The organism is Flavobacterium sp. ARAG 55.4 (assembly GCF_051846875.1).
Lineage (GTDB): Bacteria > Bacteroidota > Bacteroidia > Flavobacteriales > Flavobacteriaceae > Flavobacterium > Flavobacterium plantiphilum.
This window is the reverse complement of sequence record NZ_JBPYCT010000015.1, coordinates 88,793-103,753: the sequence shown is the minus strand read 5'-3', so window position 1 is coordinate 103,753 and position 14,961 is coordinate 88,793. Positions and strand designations below refer to the sequence as shown.

The 14,961-nt window shown below is 33.7% G+C and carries 12 protein-coding genes; 4 read left to right on the top strand and 8 right to left on the bottom strand.

Features of this window, described 5'->3' with window-relative positions; genetic code table 11:
* Positions 1 to 174 precede the first annotated feature (174 nt).
* The gene (locus ACSV4D_RS15975; protein WP_439229048.1) at positions 175 to 2,436 is read right to left on the bottom strand and encodes an ATP-binding protein; all 2,262 of its coding nucleotides are present in this window, start codon (positions 2,434 to 2,436) and stop codon (positions 175 to 177) included.
* Entirely contained in the window at positions 2,433 to 3,035 is a 603-nt protein-coding gene (locus ACSV4D_RS15970; protein ID WP_439229047.1) for a biliverdin-producing heme oxygenase, read from the bottom strand. The genes ACSV4D_RS15975 and ACSV4D_RS15970 overlap by 4 nt, the downstream gene beginning before the upstream one ends.
* A 204-nt stretch (positions 3,036 to 3,239) precedes the next feature.
* On the opposite strand from ACSV4D_RS15970, the gene thrS reads away from it, so the two are divergent.
* From thrS to rplT, 4 genes are all read left to right on the top strand, one after another.
* Positions 3,240 to 5,186, top strand: coding sequence for a threonine--tRNA ligase (thrS, locus tag ACSV4D_RS15965; RefSeq protein WP_439229046.1), 1,947 nt, complete (start codon positions 3,240 to 3,242; stop codon positions 5,184 to 5,186).
* Positions 5,187 to 5,202: 16 nt separating this feature from the next.
* Positions 5,203 to 5,760 carry a translation initiation factor IF-3 gene (infC, locus tag ACSV4D_RS15960; RefSeq protein WP_373862918.1) on the top strand — a complete coding sequence of 186 codons (558 nt, stop codon included), beginning with the start codon at positions 5,203 to 5,205 and terminating at the stop codon, positions 5,758 to 5,760.
* A gap of 118 nt (positions 5,761 to 5,878) precedes the next feature.
* Positions 5,879 to 6,076: a 50S ribosomal protein L35 gene (gene rpmI, locus ACSV4D_RS15955; RefSeq protein ID WP_007810722.1), complete on the top strand. Its 198-nt coding sequence runs from the start codon at positions 5,879 to 5,881 to the stop codon at positions 6,074 to 6,076.
* Positions 6,077 to 6,249: 173 nt separating this feature from the next.
* Entirely contained in the window at positions 6,250 to 6,594 is a 345-nt protein-coding gene (gene rplT, locus ACSV4D_RS15950) for a 50S ribosomal protein L20 (protein WP_035633036.1), read from the top strand.
* A gap of 94 nt (positions 6,595 to 6,688) precedes the next feature.
* Here the strand turns inward: rplT and ACSV4D_RS15945 are convergent, their stop codons facing one another.
* From ACSV4D_RS15945 to ACSV4D_RS15920, 6 genes are all read right to left on the bottom strand, one after another.
* Positions 6,689 to 7,951 carry an asparagine synthetase B gene (locus ACSV4D_RS15945; RefSeq protein ID WP_439229045.1) on the bottom strand — a complete coding sequence of 421 codons (1,263 nt, stop codon included), beginning with the start codon at positions 7,949 to 7,951 and terminating at the stop codon, positions 6,689 to 6,691.
* A 33-nt stretch (positions 7,952 to 7,984) separates the two neighbouring features.
* Positions 7,985 to 9,529, bottom strand: coding sequence for a replicative DNA helicase (gene dnaB / locus ACSV4D_RS15940; protein ID WP_408082744.1), 1,545 nt, complete (start codon positions 9,527 to 9,529; stop codon positions 7,985 to 7,987).
* A gap of 143 nt (positions 9,530 to 9,672) precedes the next feature.
* Positions 9,673 to 10,626, bottom strand: a complete 954-nt coding sequence (locus tag ACSV4D_RS15935; RefSeq protein WP_408082745.1) for an acetyl-CoA carboxylase carboxyltransferase subunit alpha — start codon at positions 10,624 to 10,626, stop codon at positions 9,673 to 9,675.
* Between the two features lie 218 nt (positions 10,627 to 10,844).
* A complete protein-coding gene (locus tag ACSV4D_RS15930) occupies positions 10,845 to 12,785 on the bottom strand; it encodes an LTA synthase family protein (RefSeq protein WP_439229044.1) in 1,941 nt (646 codons plus the stop codon).
* Positions 12,786 to 12,960: 175 nt separating this feature from the next.
* Entirely contained in the window at positions 12,961 to 13,851 is an 891-nt protein-coding gene (locus tag ACSV4D_RS15925) for a DMT family transporter (protein WP_408082747.1), read from the bottom strand.
* Positions 13,838 to 14,926 (bottom strand): LptF/LptG family permease, encoded by a 1,089-nt coding sequence (locus ACSV4D_RS15920; RefSeq protein ID WP_408082748.1) that lies wholly within the window; start codon positions 14,924 to 14,926, stop codon positions 13,838 to 13,840. Before ACSV4D_RS15920 ends, ACSV4D_RS15925 begins: the two co-directional genes overlap by 14 nt.
* Positions 14,927 to 14,961: the final 35 nt, after the last annotated feature.

Below are 14,961 nucleotides of genomic sequence, written 5' to 3'. Positions count from 1 at the left end.
CGTTTGATTTAAATTCGTTTTTCTTGCCAGTCTTTATATGAACGTCTGCGTTGTTGCGGGTGCAAAAGTAGTTACTTTATTCGTTTAAACAAGGTTTTTTTTAAACTATTTTTTGTTTATTTTTTAACATACTGAAAAACAGATGATTTAAAACTAATTTATTATCAAATCAGACTAATCTACCTCAGCATCTCTCTTATATGGCAAATAAACCACGAATACAGCTCCGTTGCCTAGAGAACTTTTTGCCGTTATATAACCATTATGAGCCTGAATAATCTTTCTACACAATGCCAATCCTACTCCTGAACCCATATATTCGTTCTGGCTATGCAATCTGGTAAATATATTAAATATATTTTCAGCATATTCCTGATGAAAACCTATTCCGTTATCCTTAAAAACAAACTTAAAATATGTCGAATCCCCATAATTCAAATCCCTAACCCCTTTTTCGACAGAAACACTTATAAGTGGCTTCCTATCCGGAGAAGAATACTTAAGAGAATTCAACAGAATATTTGAAACAAGTTGCTTCATCAGAAAAGGTACTGCATATACATGAGGTAAGTCAGAAACAACAATTTCCGCATCTGCATCTACTATATTATCTTTTAAATCAAAAAGGATCTCTTCCAGAATCCTATTCATATCTACCAACTCAAATGCCTTATCCGAGTTTTTAATCCGAGTATATTTAAGAATATCTGCTAACAAATTTTGCATACGCATTGCTGACTTATTCATTCTATATAATGAATCAATCATATTTTCACTCATATTGTCTTTTTCTTTAAACAAAACCATAGAGGAAATAACCTGTATTTTACGCAAAGGCTCCTGAAGATCATGTGTACTAATCCAATTTATATTCTGCAGCTCCTCATTACTCTCTTTCAATTTCTCACTCAGCTTACGATATTTCATCTCTTCATCACTCAACAAGATAAGATTAATCTGCTTCTGTAAAGTGTGCGCATATTTTGCCGCAACATTCAGTTCCGGATACAACCACGGAGTGCTTCTATTTTTACTGATTTGCTTCCATTTCGCAAAAGAATTTCTGGGATGCAATCCATTTGCATCCTTAATAATTGCTTTATTCGGATCTCCAGCCCAATTTACCTCGATTACAGTTTCGGTTCGATACCAAATAATAGAATTATTTTTACCTAAAGAATAATAAACAACGCCAGAAACCCTATCCCATACCGATTTCATTGTTGGAATAAAATCAATAATTTTATCTGTAGCAAAATTACTATCATTAGAATGCTCAAAAAGCCAATCAGACAAAGATGGAATCACACTTACAGGCGGCGTTATTCCATTTTTATAAACCTCTCCATTTATATACAATGACACACCCGAAGCATTGCAAAGTTTAAGCAATTCAGGACTAACACTAATAATTTTGAACGACTCCATAATAGGAGGCAAATCAAGACCGGTAACTTTTTCCAGAGCATTATTAGTTTTTCTGGAAACTTCATATTCTTCGTTTGACTGCCTCACATCAATTTGAGAGGTAATAAACTGCCCCTGAAGCTGAGCAGCCAATCTTATTTCTGGAGTAAGGTTTTTTGAGGAATAATGATGACAGGCTATCAATCCCCACAATTTCCCCTGATGTATTAATGATATAGTCAATGTTGCACCAACTCCCATATTTTTCAAATACTCGACATGTATCGGCGAAGTACTTCTCAATATAGACAAACTCAAATCTAAATTCCTGCCACTACCATCATCTATAGCATATATAGGCACAGGTGTATAATCCATATCCATGATCAACCTTAACACATTGCGCATATACAACTCTCTTGCCTGGACAGGAATATCAGTATGCGGATAATGCAAACCTAAAAACGGCTCCAAATCATCACGACAGCTTTCAGCAAAGACTTCACCATTATATTCTTTATCAAAACGATAAACCATTACACGATCATAACCTGTCAACGAACGCGTTTCACGAGCAACCATCTCACAGAGACTTTTGAGTGATTGTGTAGTATTCAAATAATTTATAAACTGAAGTGTCTGATTATAAACATCTGTAACAGAATCTGTTTTAACACCACAAGGCTCTGCCTCGAAAATGTAACAATCATCGCTTTGATGAAAAAAACACTGAAAACTCTTATTTTCCAGTTTCATCTTCAACTGAAGAACATTTGCTTCTAAAGCAGAATCATTAATTGCATTAAAGTTTTCTACACCAAAAACATCCTTAAAACTTTTCCCTAAAACTTCTGTATATTTAAAAGACAGATAATCCGAAAGATTTTCACTGCAAAAAATAATTTTAAATTCTTTTGTCAAACCAATTAAAAAACCATGAGGCTGAATACTTCCCGGAATATGGATTGGTTCATTTTCACAATTAATCAGATTAACAATATCCCTATTTACAATATCCCTTATTTTCATTTATTACCGGTTTCTAAATACTCAAAAATTAACCTAAAGGCAAAATTAGCACCTTCAATGATTACATCCCCACAGCCCTGTTTCTGTTCATACTGAACCATTTCCGAAACAAAACTTTTCCACAAAGATCCTGTATTTTCTTTATAACCGGCAAAGTACTGAGCACCACATTCAGCAGTAAACCCCAGTTGATTTTCAATATTTTTCAATATAACTCTGCCTCCAAGAGAAGACCCTTCTAATACGTACATAATTCCCAATGCAAACGGAATTTCAAAATCAGCATCAAATTCTGTACTAATATTTGTTATCGAAAAACCCAGCACTTTTAAATCCTCGCGTATTAAACTCAATTTCTTCCTCCTATTAATATCAGAAATTAAATTTGAAATCACAGGGTACACCTTTAATTCAATATCCCTTACTACAGGTTCCATGATCTGTAAGTATTCAGCATATTTTTGAACAGTAATTTCCGGAGAAACAATTAGCTGAGACAAAGACAGCGATTCTAATTGTTTGTGGAGAGCAGAAGTAGACAATCTAAGTCTATCTACAAAAGAGACTTGAGATACAGTTGAACTATGAGAGTTTATCATTAAAAATGGGGGTTATAATACGTAAAGATTTTATTAAACTTAGTTATTTTTCAAAAATAATCAAATTACTTGAAAAACTCTACACAATTACCATACGCTCTATTTTATTTTAAAAAACCATTATTTTCTTAGTGAAAATTATACAAAAGCTATTATTGAAGTTACTGCAAATCATTTATATTTGCAGTCCATAAAATTTAAAGAATGATTAAGATTACTTTACCCGATGGGTCAGTTAGAGAGTATGCGCCAGGCGTAACTCCGATGGATGTTGCTAAAAACATTAGCGAAGGATTTGCCAGAAATGTAATTTCTGCTTCTTTCAATGGTACAACTATTGAAACCGTTACACCTTTGACTACGGACGGCAGTCTTACATTATACACATGGAACGACCAGGAAGGAAAAAAAGCTTTCTGGCACTCTACTTCGCACGTAATGGCACAAGTACTAGAAGAGATGTATCCAGGTATCAAATTAACACTTGGTCCTGCGATTGCAAACGGATTCTATTATGATGTAGATTTTGAAGATCAAAAAATTACCGAAGCTGATTTTAAGAAAATTGAAGACAGAGTCCTTGAAATCTCAAGAGGAAAGCATGAATTCAAATTACGCCCTGTTACTAAAGCAGAAGCTCTAGAATTATACAAAGACAATGTTTATAAAACAGAATTAATTTCGAATCTGGAAGACGGAACAATTACTTTTTGCGACCATGATACTTTTACTGACTTATGTCGTGGAGGACACATCCCAAATACAGGAATTATCAAAGCAATGAAAGTAATGAGTGTTGCAGGCGCTTACTGGCGTGGTGATGAGAAAAACAAGCAATTGACACGAGTATACGGTACTTCTTTTCCAAAACAAAAAGAACTTACTGAATATTTAGCTTTACTAGAAGAAGCAAAGCGTCGTGACCACAGAAAATTAGGTAAAGAATTAGAGTTGTTTGCTTTTTCTCAAAAAGTAGGCCAAGGTTTACCTTTATGGTTGCCAAAAGGAGCAGCATTAAGAGACAGATTAGAGCAATTTCTAAAAAGAGCACAAAAAAAAGCAGGATATGAACAAGTTGTTACTCCACATATAGGACAAAAAGAATTATATGTCACCTCTGGCCACTATGCGAAATATGGTGCAGACAGTTTTCAACCTATAAATACTCCGGCTGAAGGAGAAGAGTTTTTATTAAAACCAATGAACTGCCCTCATCATTGTGAGATTTACAATGTAAGACCGTGGTCTTATAAAGATTTACCAAAACGCTATGCTGAGTTTGGTACTGTCTATAGATACGAACAATCCGGCGAATTACATGGTTTGACTCGTGTAAGAGGATTTACTCAGGATGATGCACATATTTTTTGTACTCCGGAGCAATTAGATGAAGAATTTAAAAAAGTAATCGATCTTGTACTTTACGTTTTTGGTTCATTAGGTTTTGAAGATTTTACTGCTCAAATCTCATTAAGAGATCAGGAGAACAGAGAAAAATATATTGGTACTGATGAAAACTGGGAGAAAGCTGAAAATGCAATCATCAATGCTGCAAGAGACAAAGGATTAAATACCGTAGTCGAATACGGAGAAGCAGCATTCTATGGTCCAAAATTAGATTTCATGGTAAAAGATGCACTAGGAAGACAATGGCAATTAGGAACCATTCAGGTTGATTACAATCTTCCAGAGCGTTTTGACCTAACCTACAAAGGATCAGATAACGAATTGCACCGCCCGGTAATGATTCACAGAGCTCCTTTTGGATCAATGGAACGTTTTATAGCCATTTTATTAGAACACACAGCAGGAAATTTCCCTCTTTGGCTAATGCCTGAACAGGTTATTATCTTGTCTTTGAGCGAGAAATATGAAATTTATGCTAAAAAAGTTTTAGATTTGCTAGAAAATCACGAAATTCGCGGGCTAATTGACAACCGAAACGAAACAATTGGTAAGAAAATTAGGGATGCTGAAATGCAAAAAATCCCATTTATGCTGATTGTAGGCGAAGAAGAAGAGAAAAATGGAAGCATTTCAATCCGTCGTCATGGTCAGGAAGGAAAAGGAAATATTACCGTTACAATTGACGAATTTGTTTCGATTGTAAACGAAGAAATAAATAAAACATTAAAAGTATTTACAGTTTAACTTAAATTTTAAAGTCATAGCAATAAGAAGTAACAGAGGTTATCAACCTCGCGTAGAAAAAAAAGATGCCCATAGAATCAATAATAACATTCGTGGTCTGCAAGAAGTACGTCTTGTAGGAGAAAACATAGAGCCGGGAGTTTTTAAACTTTCAGAAGCTTTAAGATTAGCCGATGAATTCGAATTAGATTTAGTCGAGATTTCTCCTAATGCGGATCCTCCGGTATGTAAAATTATGGATTACAAGAAATTTGTTTACGAACAAAAAAAGCGTGACAAAATTCTGAAAGCCAAATCTACACAGGTAACTGTTAAGGAAATTCGTTTTGGTCCTCAGACTGATGAGCATGATTATGAATTTAAAAGAAAGAATGCTGAAAAATTCTTAAAAGAAGGCGCTAAATTAAAAGCATTCGTATTCTTTAAAGGACGGTCTATTATTTATAAAGATCAGGGTCAAATCTTATTATTAAGATTAGCTACCGATTTAGAAGAATTTGGTAAAGTAGAAGCAATGCCTGTTCTTGAAGGAAAGAGAATGATTATGTTCATTGCTCCTAAGAAGAAAAAATAAGACACTAAGTACCTGAGCTGCTGAGTGACTGATAAAAACTCAGCAACTCTGTTTCTTAAATCCTTAGTCAGTCAAAAACAAATAAGTAAGTAAGAATAAATTAAAACACTAGGAAAAAATGCCTAAAATGAAAACCAAATCTAGCGCTAAGAAACGTTTTAAAGTTACTGGCTCTGGAAAGATTAAAAGAAAACACGCTTTTAAAAGTCACATTCTGACTAAAAAATCTAAAAAACGTAAATTAGCTTTGACTCACTCAGCGCTAGTTCACTCTACAGATATGAAAAGCATCAAACAACAATTAAGAATTATATAATTGTTAATCGTTAAAAGTTATTCGTTAAGAGTTTTAAAAACTCATAATTCCTAACTTCTAACCTCTAACTTTTTATTCTTTAGGTTAAAAAAATTAAATTATAACCTTGGAGTATGGCTATAAGCTCCCTTGATTAAATTCGGGACGCCTGCTACAAAAAAAAAAATAAAATTATGCCAAGATCGGTAAATTCAGTTGCTAAAAGAGCAAGAAGAAAAAAAATAATGAAGCAAGCCAAAGGTTTCTTTGGCAGACGTAAAAACGTTTGGACAGTTGCAAAGAATGCGGTAGAAAAAGCAATGTGCTATGCATACCGCGACAGAAAAGTGAACAAAAGAAATTTCCGTGCTTTATGGATTCAACGTATCAACGCTGGAGCCCGTTTAGAAGGAATGTCTTATTCACAATTCATGGGGAAAGTAAAAGCTAACGGAATCGAATTGAACAGAAAAGTTCTTGCAGATTTAGCTATGAACCACCCAGAAGCTTTCAAAGCTGTACTTAATAAAGTAAAATAAACGTTTTATCAACTCAATTTAGGATTACTTACTTACATAGAAAAGCCTCAATCTAACGATTGAGGCTTTTTACTTTATATGAAATCCTAACCTATTAAGTTTTCTGTTTCTTCTTTCTGGCAGCAGGAAACAAAACATTGTTTAAAATTAATCGGTATCCGGGTGAATTAGGGTGTAAATCCAATACTGTCGGAGAATCCCCTACTTTATGTTGGTAATCTTCAGGATCATGTCCTCCAAAAAAACTAAACATTCCTTTTCCTTTTTGCCCATGAATATATCTTGCTTCTCCATTAAGTTCACAAGTACCTAAAACCAGAATATTAGATTTAACTAATTTAGCATCAAAAGCCGTGGTTTGTCCCATAAATCCTTTTACCAGCTGGGTATGATTCTGACAAAGCATAGAGGGAATCGGATCCCATTTAGCCGAAAATTCCATCAGAGTAAAATAATCCTTCTCCATAGGAACCATTCGTTTTTCAGTCATATCAATATCTGAAAACTCATATTTTTCAGGTCGTCGCTCCAGAATAAAATCTTTAAAAGCAAAAGAATTATGATAATCTAGTTTAGATTGATAATTTGCATCACTGGCATCTCCATCAAACATAGGTTCGCAGATATCAACACCATCTGCTGATAAGGCAATATCAAAACTATCTGTTGCAGAACACATGGCAAACATAAATCCCCCACCAATAACAAAATCACTAATCTTTTTAGCTACAGCTCCTTTCTCTTGTGAAACTTTTGTAAATCCTAATTGACTTGCCAAATTTTCAGCTCCTTTTTTTTGTTCAATATACCAGGGTACATTTCGATAAGAGCCATAAAATTTACCATATTGTCCCGTAAAATCTTCGTGATGCAAGTGCAGCCAGTCATAAATAATCAACTGATCGCTTAAAACTTCTTCATCATAAATAGCAGTAAAAGGAATTTCGGCATAAGTTAAAACCAGAGTTACCGCATCATCCCACGGTTGCTTCCCTTTTGGAGTATACACGGCTATTTTGGGAGCTTTTTCCAGAATTACATTTTCCATATTTTGTGACGGACTTGCAATTTCATCTAAAACAGCCTGTTGTTCACTATCAGTGAGCACTTCGAAACTAACCCCTCTAATCTGACATTCCTTTCTAATTTCAGTAGCATCAGGCAATAAAAAAGAACCACCACGATAGTTTAACAACCAACTGGCTTTATACTTTTTATCCAGACACCAATAGGTAATTCCGTAAGCTTTTAAATGATTCTGTTGCGTAGTATCATCCATGGGCAACAGAATAAAAGAAGCTTTCGCAGAGAAAGAAACTAAAACAATAGTAAGAATGGCTATTTTTCTAAAAAGCATTGGAATGTTTTATTTCAAATATAGCGCTTTAAATTAAAACGGCATATCATCATCATCATCATCATTCAGATTACTTCCAAAGGCTTCATGAGGCGAAGGCAGATTTTTAGTAATAAAAGAATTATCATCCTGATTCATTGACGAAGGTAAATCATCATCATAACCACTACCAAAATCATCTAAATTATCAAACTTACCTAAATGCCCTAAGAATTTTAAACGAACATTTTCAATACCACCATTACGGTGTTTTGCAATCATAATTTCAGCCTGACCTGCTGTTGGAGCTGCTTCATCATCATCCCACTCATCAATTTTATAGTATTCAGGACGATACAGGAACGATACAATATCGGCATCCTGCTCAATCGCCCCCGATTCACGAAGGTCAGAAAGCAAAGGTCGCTTACTGGAACCTCGCGTCTCAACTGCACGAGACAGCTGAGAAAGTGCAATAACAGGAACATTCAATTCCTTAGCCAATGCTTTTAAATTTCGGGAAATTGTCGAAATTTCCTGCTCACGATTTCCACCGCCCTTTCCATTTCCACCAGCAGTCATCAACTGCAAATAATCGATAATGATAATCTTTATTCCGTGTTGGGAGGCTAAACGTCTGGCCTTTGCTCTAAGATCAAAAATAGAAAGTGAAGGTGTGTCATCAATAAACAATGGTGCTTTTTCTAAATCTTTCACTTTTGTACTCAACATCGTCCACTCGTGTGGTTCCAATTTACCTGTACGCAGTTTTTCTGATGACAGACCTGTTTCTGAGGAAATCAAACGGGTTATTAATTGTACTGATGCCATCTCTAGAGAAAAGATAGCTACACCATGTCCATAATCGATTGCCATATTTCGTGCCATCGATAATACAAAGGCTGTTTTACCCATTGCAGGACGTGCCGCAATGATTATCAAATCACTAGGCTGCCAGCCTGAGGTAAGCTTGTCAAGATTAGTAAAACCGGTTTCAACACCACTTAATCCTTCTTTTTTACTAATTTCTTCAATACGTTTCTTTGCCTGAAGCACTAAACTTTGTGCCGTTTCTGAACTACGTTTAATATTACCCTGAGTAACTTCATAAAGTTTTGATTCCGCTTTATCCAATAAATCAAAAACATCAGTTGTTTCATCATAGGATTCTTCAATAATTTCAGACGAAATACGAATTAAACTTCTTTGAATAAATTTTTGAAGAATGATTCTGGAATGAAATTCAATATGTGCCGAAGAAGATATTTTCTGAGTAAGCTGTATGAGGTAAAAATCTCCTCCTGCTAAATCTAATTTCCCATTTTTTTTTAACTGTGCAGAAACCGTTAATAAATCGATAGGTTGCGTTTCGGTAAACAACTGAACAATTGCTTCAAAAATATGTTTATGGGAATCCTTATAGAATGCGTCAGGCTGAAGGATATCAATTACATCATCAACCCCTTTTTTATCAATCATCATAGCGCCTAGTACAGCTTCCTCTAATTCAATAACCTGAGGAGGCAACTTCCCTTTTTCCAGATTTATAATTGTTGTTTTATCTACCTTTACAGGCTTAACATTCTTGAAATTTTCCATACTACGAAAGTAACATAAATTTTAAAAAAAATACAGTTTAGTTATTACATCTCTATGTTTATAACTCATTCTTTTTTGTTTATAACCAAAAAAAATCCGTCTCGTTTACTAACGGGACGGATTAAATTTATAAAACAGAATGATTATTCTTTGAATTCTCCCATCTTAGTATATTTATCCATTCTTTGAGCAATTAAATCAGTTGTTGATAAAACTTTCAAGTCATTATATGCTTTCAAGATGTATTCTTCTACTGTTTTAAAAGTAGTTTCTCTGTCATAATGAGCACCTCCCAAAGGCTCCGGAATTATATCATCTACCAGATTTTGTTTTTTCATATCAGCTGAAGTCAATTTCAAAGCATCTGCTGCCCTTTCTTTATACTCCCAGCTTTTCCATAAAATGGACGAACAGGATTCAGGTGAAATAACCGAATACCAGGTGTTCTCCAACATATATACACGATCCCCTACTCCTATCCCTAATGCACCTCCAGAAGCACCTTCACCAACAATGATTGTAATAATTGGTACTTTAAGCAATACCATTTCATAAATATTTCTGGCAATAGCCTCTCCCTGTCCACGTTCTTCTGCTTCTAATCCAGGGTAAGCTCCCGGTGTATCGATTAAAGTAATAACAGGAATTCCAAATTTTTCTGCCATTTTCATTAATCGTAAAGCCTTACGGTAGCCTTCAGGATTAGCCATCCCAAAGTTTCTATATTGACGTGTTTTAGTATTATATCCTTTTTGCTGACCAATAATCATAAAAGATTGTCCGCCAATTTTCCCTAAACCACCTATCATAGCTTTATCATCTTTAAAACCTCTGTCTCCGTGAAGTTCTAAAAAAGTATCTCCGCAAAGCCCTCTAACGTGATCTAAAGTATAAGGTCTGCTGGGATGTCTGGATAATTGTACACGTTGCCATGCAGTAAGGTTTTCATAGATATTCTTCTTAGTTTCAATCAGTTTTTCATTGATTTGTGTACAGGTAGACGTGACATCAACTTCTGATTCCTGTCCAATTACCTGACATTTTTCCAACTGATCTTCTAGTTCTTTTATTGGAAGCTCAAAATCTAAATATTCCATAGGACTTGTGCGTTATTATTTTATTTGGAAGTGCAAATATAAAATATTAAATCATTTACACCTGCTTATTTTTTATTTTAGTAGCAGTTTACAAAGATACAATCAATTATGCTATTCTTAAAAAAAACAGACCTAAAACCTCATCCGACTGAAAATCAATAAAAAAATTTTCAGAAAGAGCTATTCTGTTGTTCTTTACAGTACAGATTAAAATGTAATTATTGTATTGTTGCTAACTTTTTATCAATCACTCTTTCCATGTAATCCTGAATAAAAGCTTTACACTTTAATTCTATTGCATTCATTTCAGCATTTCTTTTACCTATAAGATTGTTTTTCAGCTCTTTGTCACCTTTATGGTAAAAACCAACAGCTTTTTCACCATCAAAAGTACAGATATAATTCCCTCTTGAAAATTGATAAATACTACCGGTAGAATTAATTACAAAGGGCTTAACTGAAGTTTTATCAAACAAACTCTTACCCCAGCTCCTGAAAGGTTTTGAATACCCTATAAGATCTAAAATTGTAGGGTAAATATCTATTTGCTGAGCCAAATCATTATCAACCCCCACAAGATCACTGTTGGGTTTATAAATCATAATAGGAATTGCAAAACGATTAACAGGTTTTTTGTATTCATCATAATAAGGTTTATTACAATGATCGGCTACGAAAACAAAAATAGTATTAGAAAACCAAGGTTCTTTTTTAGCTTCATCAAAAAAACGTTTGAGGGCAAAATCAGTATATTCCACACATTTATGTATAGGCATTTCTCCTTCTCTAAATTTATTTTTATATTTTTCCGGAAGAAGGAATGGTTCATGAGAAGAAAGTGTAAAGGCAGTAGCAAAAAAAGGAGTTTTCTTTTTATCCAAAGTATTCTTCATATACTGAAGAAAAGGCTCGTCCCAAATCCCCCAGTAACCATCAAATTGAGAATCATCGTTAAACTCAGTTCTTCCATAATAATTATCAATACCCAGAATTTTCCCAAAACCTAAAAACCCCATAGAACCATTTACAGCACCATGAAAAAAAGAGGTGTTGTATCCTTGTCCTTCTAAAACTGAAACCAGAGATTCTATTTTTTGTTTTGGATAAGGTGATGATGTAAAAGCATCCTTAAATGACGGAATTCCGGCTAAAATGGAAGACATTGCATGAACCGATTGCCTGCCATTTGCGTAAGCATTTGTATAAATCATACTATGCTGCGACAGGGAATCTAAAAAAGAAACGTGACTTTTATAATCAGGTATTTTAGAATTTTTATTAAAAGCTCCCAGATACTCTCTGCTAAAACTCTCTAAAATCATTATCACGACATTTGGTTTAGTTATCGGATTATGATTGTGATGATATTGTTTTACAGGTACAACTTCCTTCAGGATTACCTGCTGGTTCACGTCTTTAAAATCAGGTTTTGAAAAATGATTGCTAAATAAAGTTCTGATTAATGCAAATGGAGTATTTAATACAATATCAACATGCGCTATATTTTTTACATGCGTATTAGCATCCATAAGATTGATGGGCTGTGTTTTCTTCTCATATTGCCATCCGCGTATACCTAGAACGGTAAACAAACTTATTAACACCAATCCCACCATAGAAAAGCCAAAATAATATTTCTTTTTAGTGGGCACAAAATCCTTAACAGTGACTTTTTTATACAAATAAATCCAAAGTGAAGAAAACAAAACAAATAAAACCCAAACGTGCCAATACGTCAACAAAAAGTCAAAAAGCAAAGTTGCCTTATTTGTTTCATTTTCCAAAACACTTAAAAAAGCTATGGTGGTTCGCGCAAAAGTAAATTTATAATAAATGAAATCTATAAAATTAGTCGAATACGCCAGAAGGTTGGTTACAAAATAAAGGTAAAAAAGAAACTTTTGAAAGCCCTGATTAGTATTTTTAAAAACAGGTAAAATCGATAAAGCAATAAACAATATATTTACATATAAGATGGCTGAAGTATCAAAGAGCAAACCATAATAACAGAGGGGCAGAAAATCCATAACCGAATCAATCTCCAGTAAATCCATATTGTAAAAGAAAAAAAGGACACGGGATATAAAATAAAAAAGATAGGCTAACGAAAGTCTGTATAATAAAACTTTGTACTCGTTCAGACGTAAGTGTTGTTGCATTTTAATGGAATTGAGTAAAATCGTGCAAATATAAAATAAATAATGTTTGATGTTAACTAAACATAAAACAATTACCTTACTGTGTTAAGAAATTGATTTTGAAAATCAAACAAAAAAAACAAACACTAAAACAACCAGAGTTAAACTTCTCCAATTTTTTTTAAAATAAGTCAATTTAGTTTTCCGTTTTTAAAGTACGACGGTGTTTTAAAATGCCATTCAGAATAACCGTTACAATAATGATAAAAGCTCCTATGTAGAAAGAAGGGCTCATTTTTTCTTTTTCACCAATAATAAAATAAGCCAGAACTATTCCGTATACAGGTTCGAGATTAGTCGTTAACATTACGGTATAAGGGCTTAATTTTTCCATAACTTTTACCGATGCTGTAAAAGCATAAGCAGTACAAACAGACGACAAAATAAATAACAAAACCCAATTATTTTCAGTCACAATAAAGAAATCCTGTGTAAATTTATTTTGAATGATAAAATAAAACGAGATGAAAAATATTCCGGCAAGAAACTCATAAAAAGTAATTACTGCCGAATCATGTTTCTGAATTAATTTACCATTAAATAATGTAAATAAAACACCTAATACTATGGCTATAAAAGAAAACAGCATTCCTTCTAAATAAGCAATTTCAACCTGCATAATAATTGCCAGTGCCATAACGATAATCAAACCAAAGAACACTTCATACCCTAATACTTTTCGTCCATAGAACAAAGGCTCCAGCAGCGAAGCCAAAAATGCTCCCAATGAAAAAACCGAAAGAGTAACAGATACATTAGAAACATGTATGGCATGAAAGAAAAAAATCCAGTGCAATGCAATTAGCAAACCTACTAAAGCTAGTTTAAGCAAGGAATCGAATGGAATTCTGAAAGATTTTTTTGAAAATAAAATATAAATCCCCAAAAACAAAGCAGCTAAAAGCATGCGATACCAGACTATTATATCGGCAGCAATAGTGATCAATGCACCTAGGATGGCGGTAAATCCCCAAATAAAAACAATTAAATGAAGATTAAGATAACTTTTAAGTTTATCGTTTGGCATTACGCAATAAATATATCGCCAGAATTCCAAAAACAATATTTGAAAACCAAACAGCCACAAAAGGAGAAAAAGTAGATTTTTCGGCTAACACACCAAAAATTTTATCAAAAAATACAAAACCAAAAGCCACTGCAATTCCTATAGTAAGATTCATTCCCATACCTCCTCTTCGCTTCATAGAAGAAACCGCTACAGCAATGATAGTCAGAATAAATGCTGAAACAGGAACACTGAATTTTTTATATAAAACTACCATATACGTATTAATATTAGATGAACCACGCTTCTTTTCCTTGTCAATAAAATCAATCAGTTCATTAAGACGCAGGGTTTCAGCAATGTAAACAACAGGAGTCAAATCTTCCAGTTCAAATGTAAACTTTACATTCTTTTCAGGCAGCGATTCTATTTTATCACCTAATTTACCCACAGTCCTTTTAGAATAATCATACAGCGTATAGGTACTGTCTTTCTCATTCCATTTGATCCTGCTGGCCGTAATTTTAGAAACCATTTTCTCTTTATTAAATCGCTCCAGAGAAAAATTAAAAGCCATTTTAGAAGAGGTATTAAAATTACTGACATACAAAAACTCGTGATCATTCAGTTGTCTGTAGACATCAGTATTATCACCCGTCATTTGTTCCTTTCCGCCCGATTTTAAATAAGTATAGCGGAAATTATTAAAACCTTCACTGGCTCTGGGAACGATATAAAACCCCATTAATAAAACTCCTACAGAAACTATTGCAGCTCCTATAATAAAAGGTCTTAAAAAACGTGTAAAAGAGATTCCGGAACTTAAAATGGCAATAATTTCAGTGTTATTGGCTAACTTGGATGTAAACCAGATAATCGATAAAAACAGAAATATGGGAAATAAAGCATTCGCAAAATAAATAGTAAAATGATAGTAATAGGTTGCAATTTCTATAAACGGAACCTTATTTTCAATCATTTTATTAATCTTCTCCGAAACATCAATTATAATTCCGATTGGGATAAACATCAACAACATAGCCCCAAAAGTGGCTAAATATCTTTTCAGGATATACTTGTCTAATATTGTTAACATAGCACTGATTTGTTGATTTATTAATTTGCTGATTT

Excerpts from the sequence above, each read along its gene's own strand:
- ACSV4D_RS15975 (WP_439229048.1), bottom strand. The coding sequence starts at position 2,436 with ATGAAAATAAGGGATATTGTAAATAGGGATATTGTTAATCTGATTAAT.
- ACSV4D_RS15970 (WP_439229047.1), bottom strand. The coding sequence starts at position 3,035 with ATGATAAACTCTCATAGTTCAACTGTATCTCAAGTCTCTTTTGTAGAT.
- thrS (WP_439229046.1), top strand. The coding sequence starts at position 3,240 with ATGATTAAGATTACTTTACCCGATGGGTCAGTTAGAGAGTATGCGCCA.
- rpmI (WP_007810722.1), top strand. The coding sequence starts at position 5,879 with ATGCCTAAAATGAAAACCAAATCTAGCGCTAAGAAACGTTTTAAAGTT.
- rplT (WP_035633036.1), top strand. The coding sequence starts at position 6,250 with ATGCCAAGATCGGTAAATTCAGTTGCTAAAAGAGCAAGAAGAAAAAAA.
- ACSV4D_RS15945 (WP_439229045.1), bottom strand. The coding sequence starts at position 7,951 with ATGCTTTTTAGAAAAATAGCCATTCTTACTATTGTTTTAGTTTCTTTC.
- dnaB (WP_408082744.1), bottom strand. The coding sequence starts at position 9,529 with ATGGAAAATTTCAAGAATGTTAAGCCTGTAAAGGTAGATAAAACAACA.
- ACSV4D_RS15935 (WP_408082745.1), bottom strand. The coding sequence starts at position 10,626 with ATGGAATATTTAGATTTTGAGCTTCCAATAAAAGAACTAGAAGATCAG.
- ACSV4D_RS15930 (WP_439229044.1), bottom strand. The coding sequence starts at position 12,785 with ATGCAACAACACTTACGTCTGAACGAGTACAAAGTTTTATTATACAGA.
- ACSV4D_RS15925 (WP_408082747.1), bottom strand. The coding sequence starts at position 13,851 with ATGCCAAACGATAAACTTAAAAGTTATCTTAATCTTCATTTAATTGTT.
- ACSV4D_RS15920 (WP_408082748.1), bottom strand. The coding sequence starts at position 14,926 with ATGTTAACAATATTAGACAAGTATATCCTGAAAAGATATTTAGCCACT.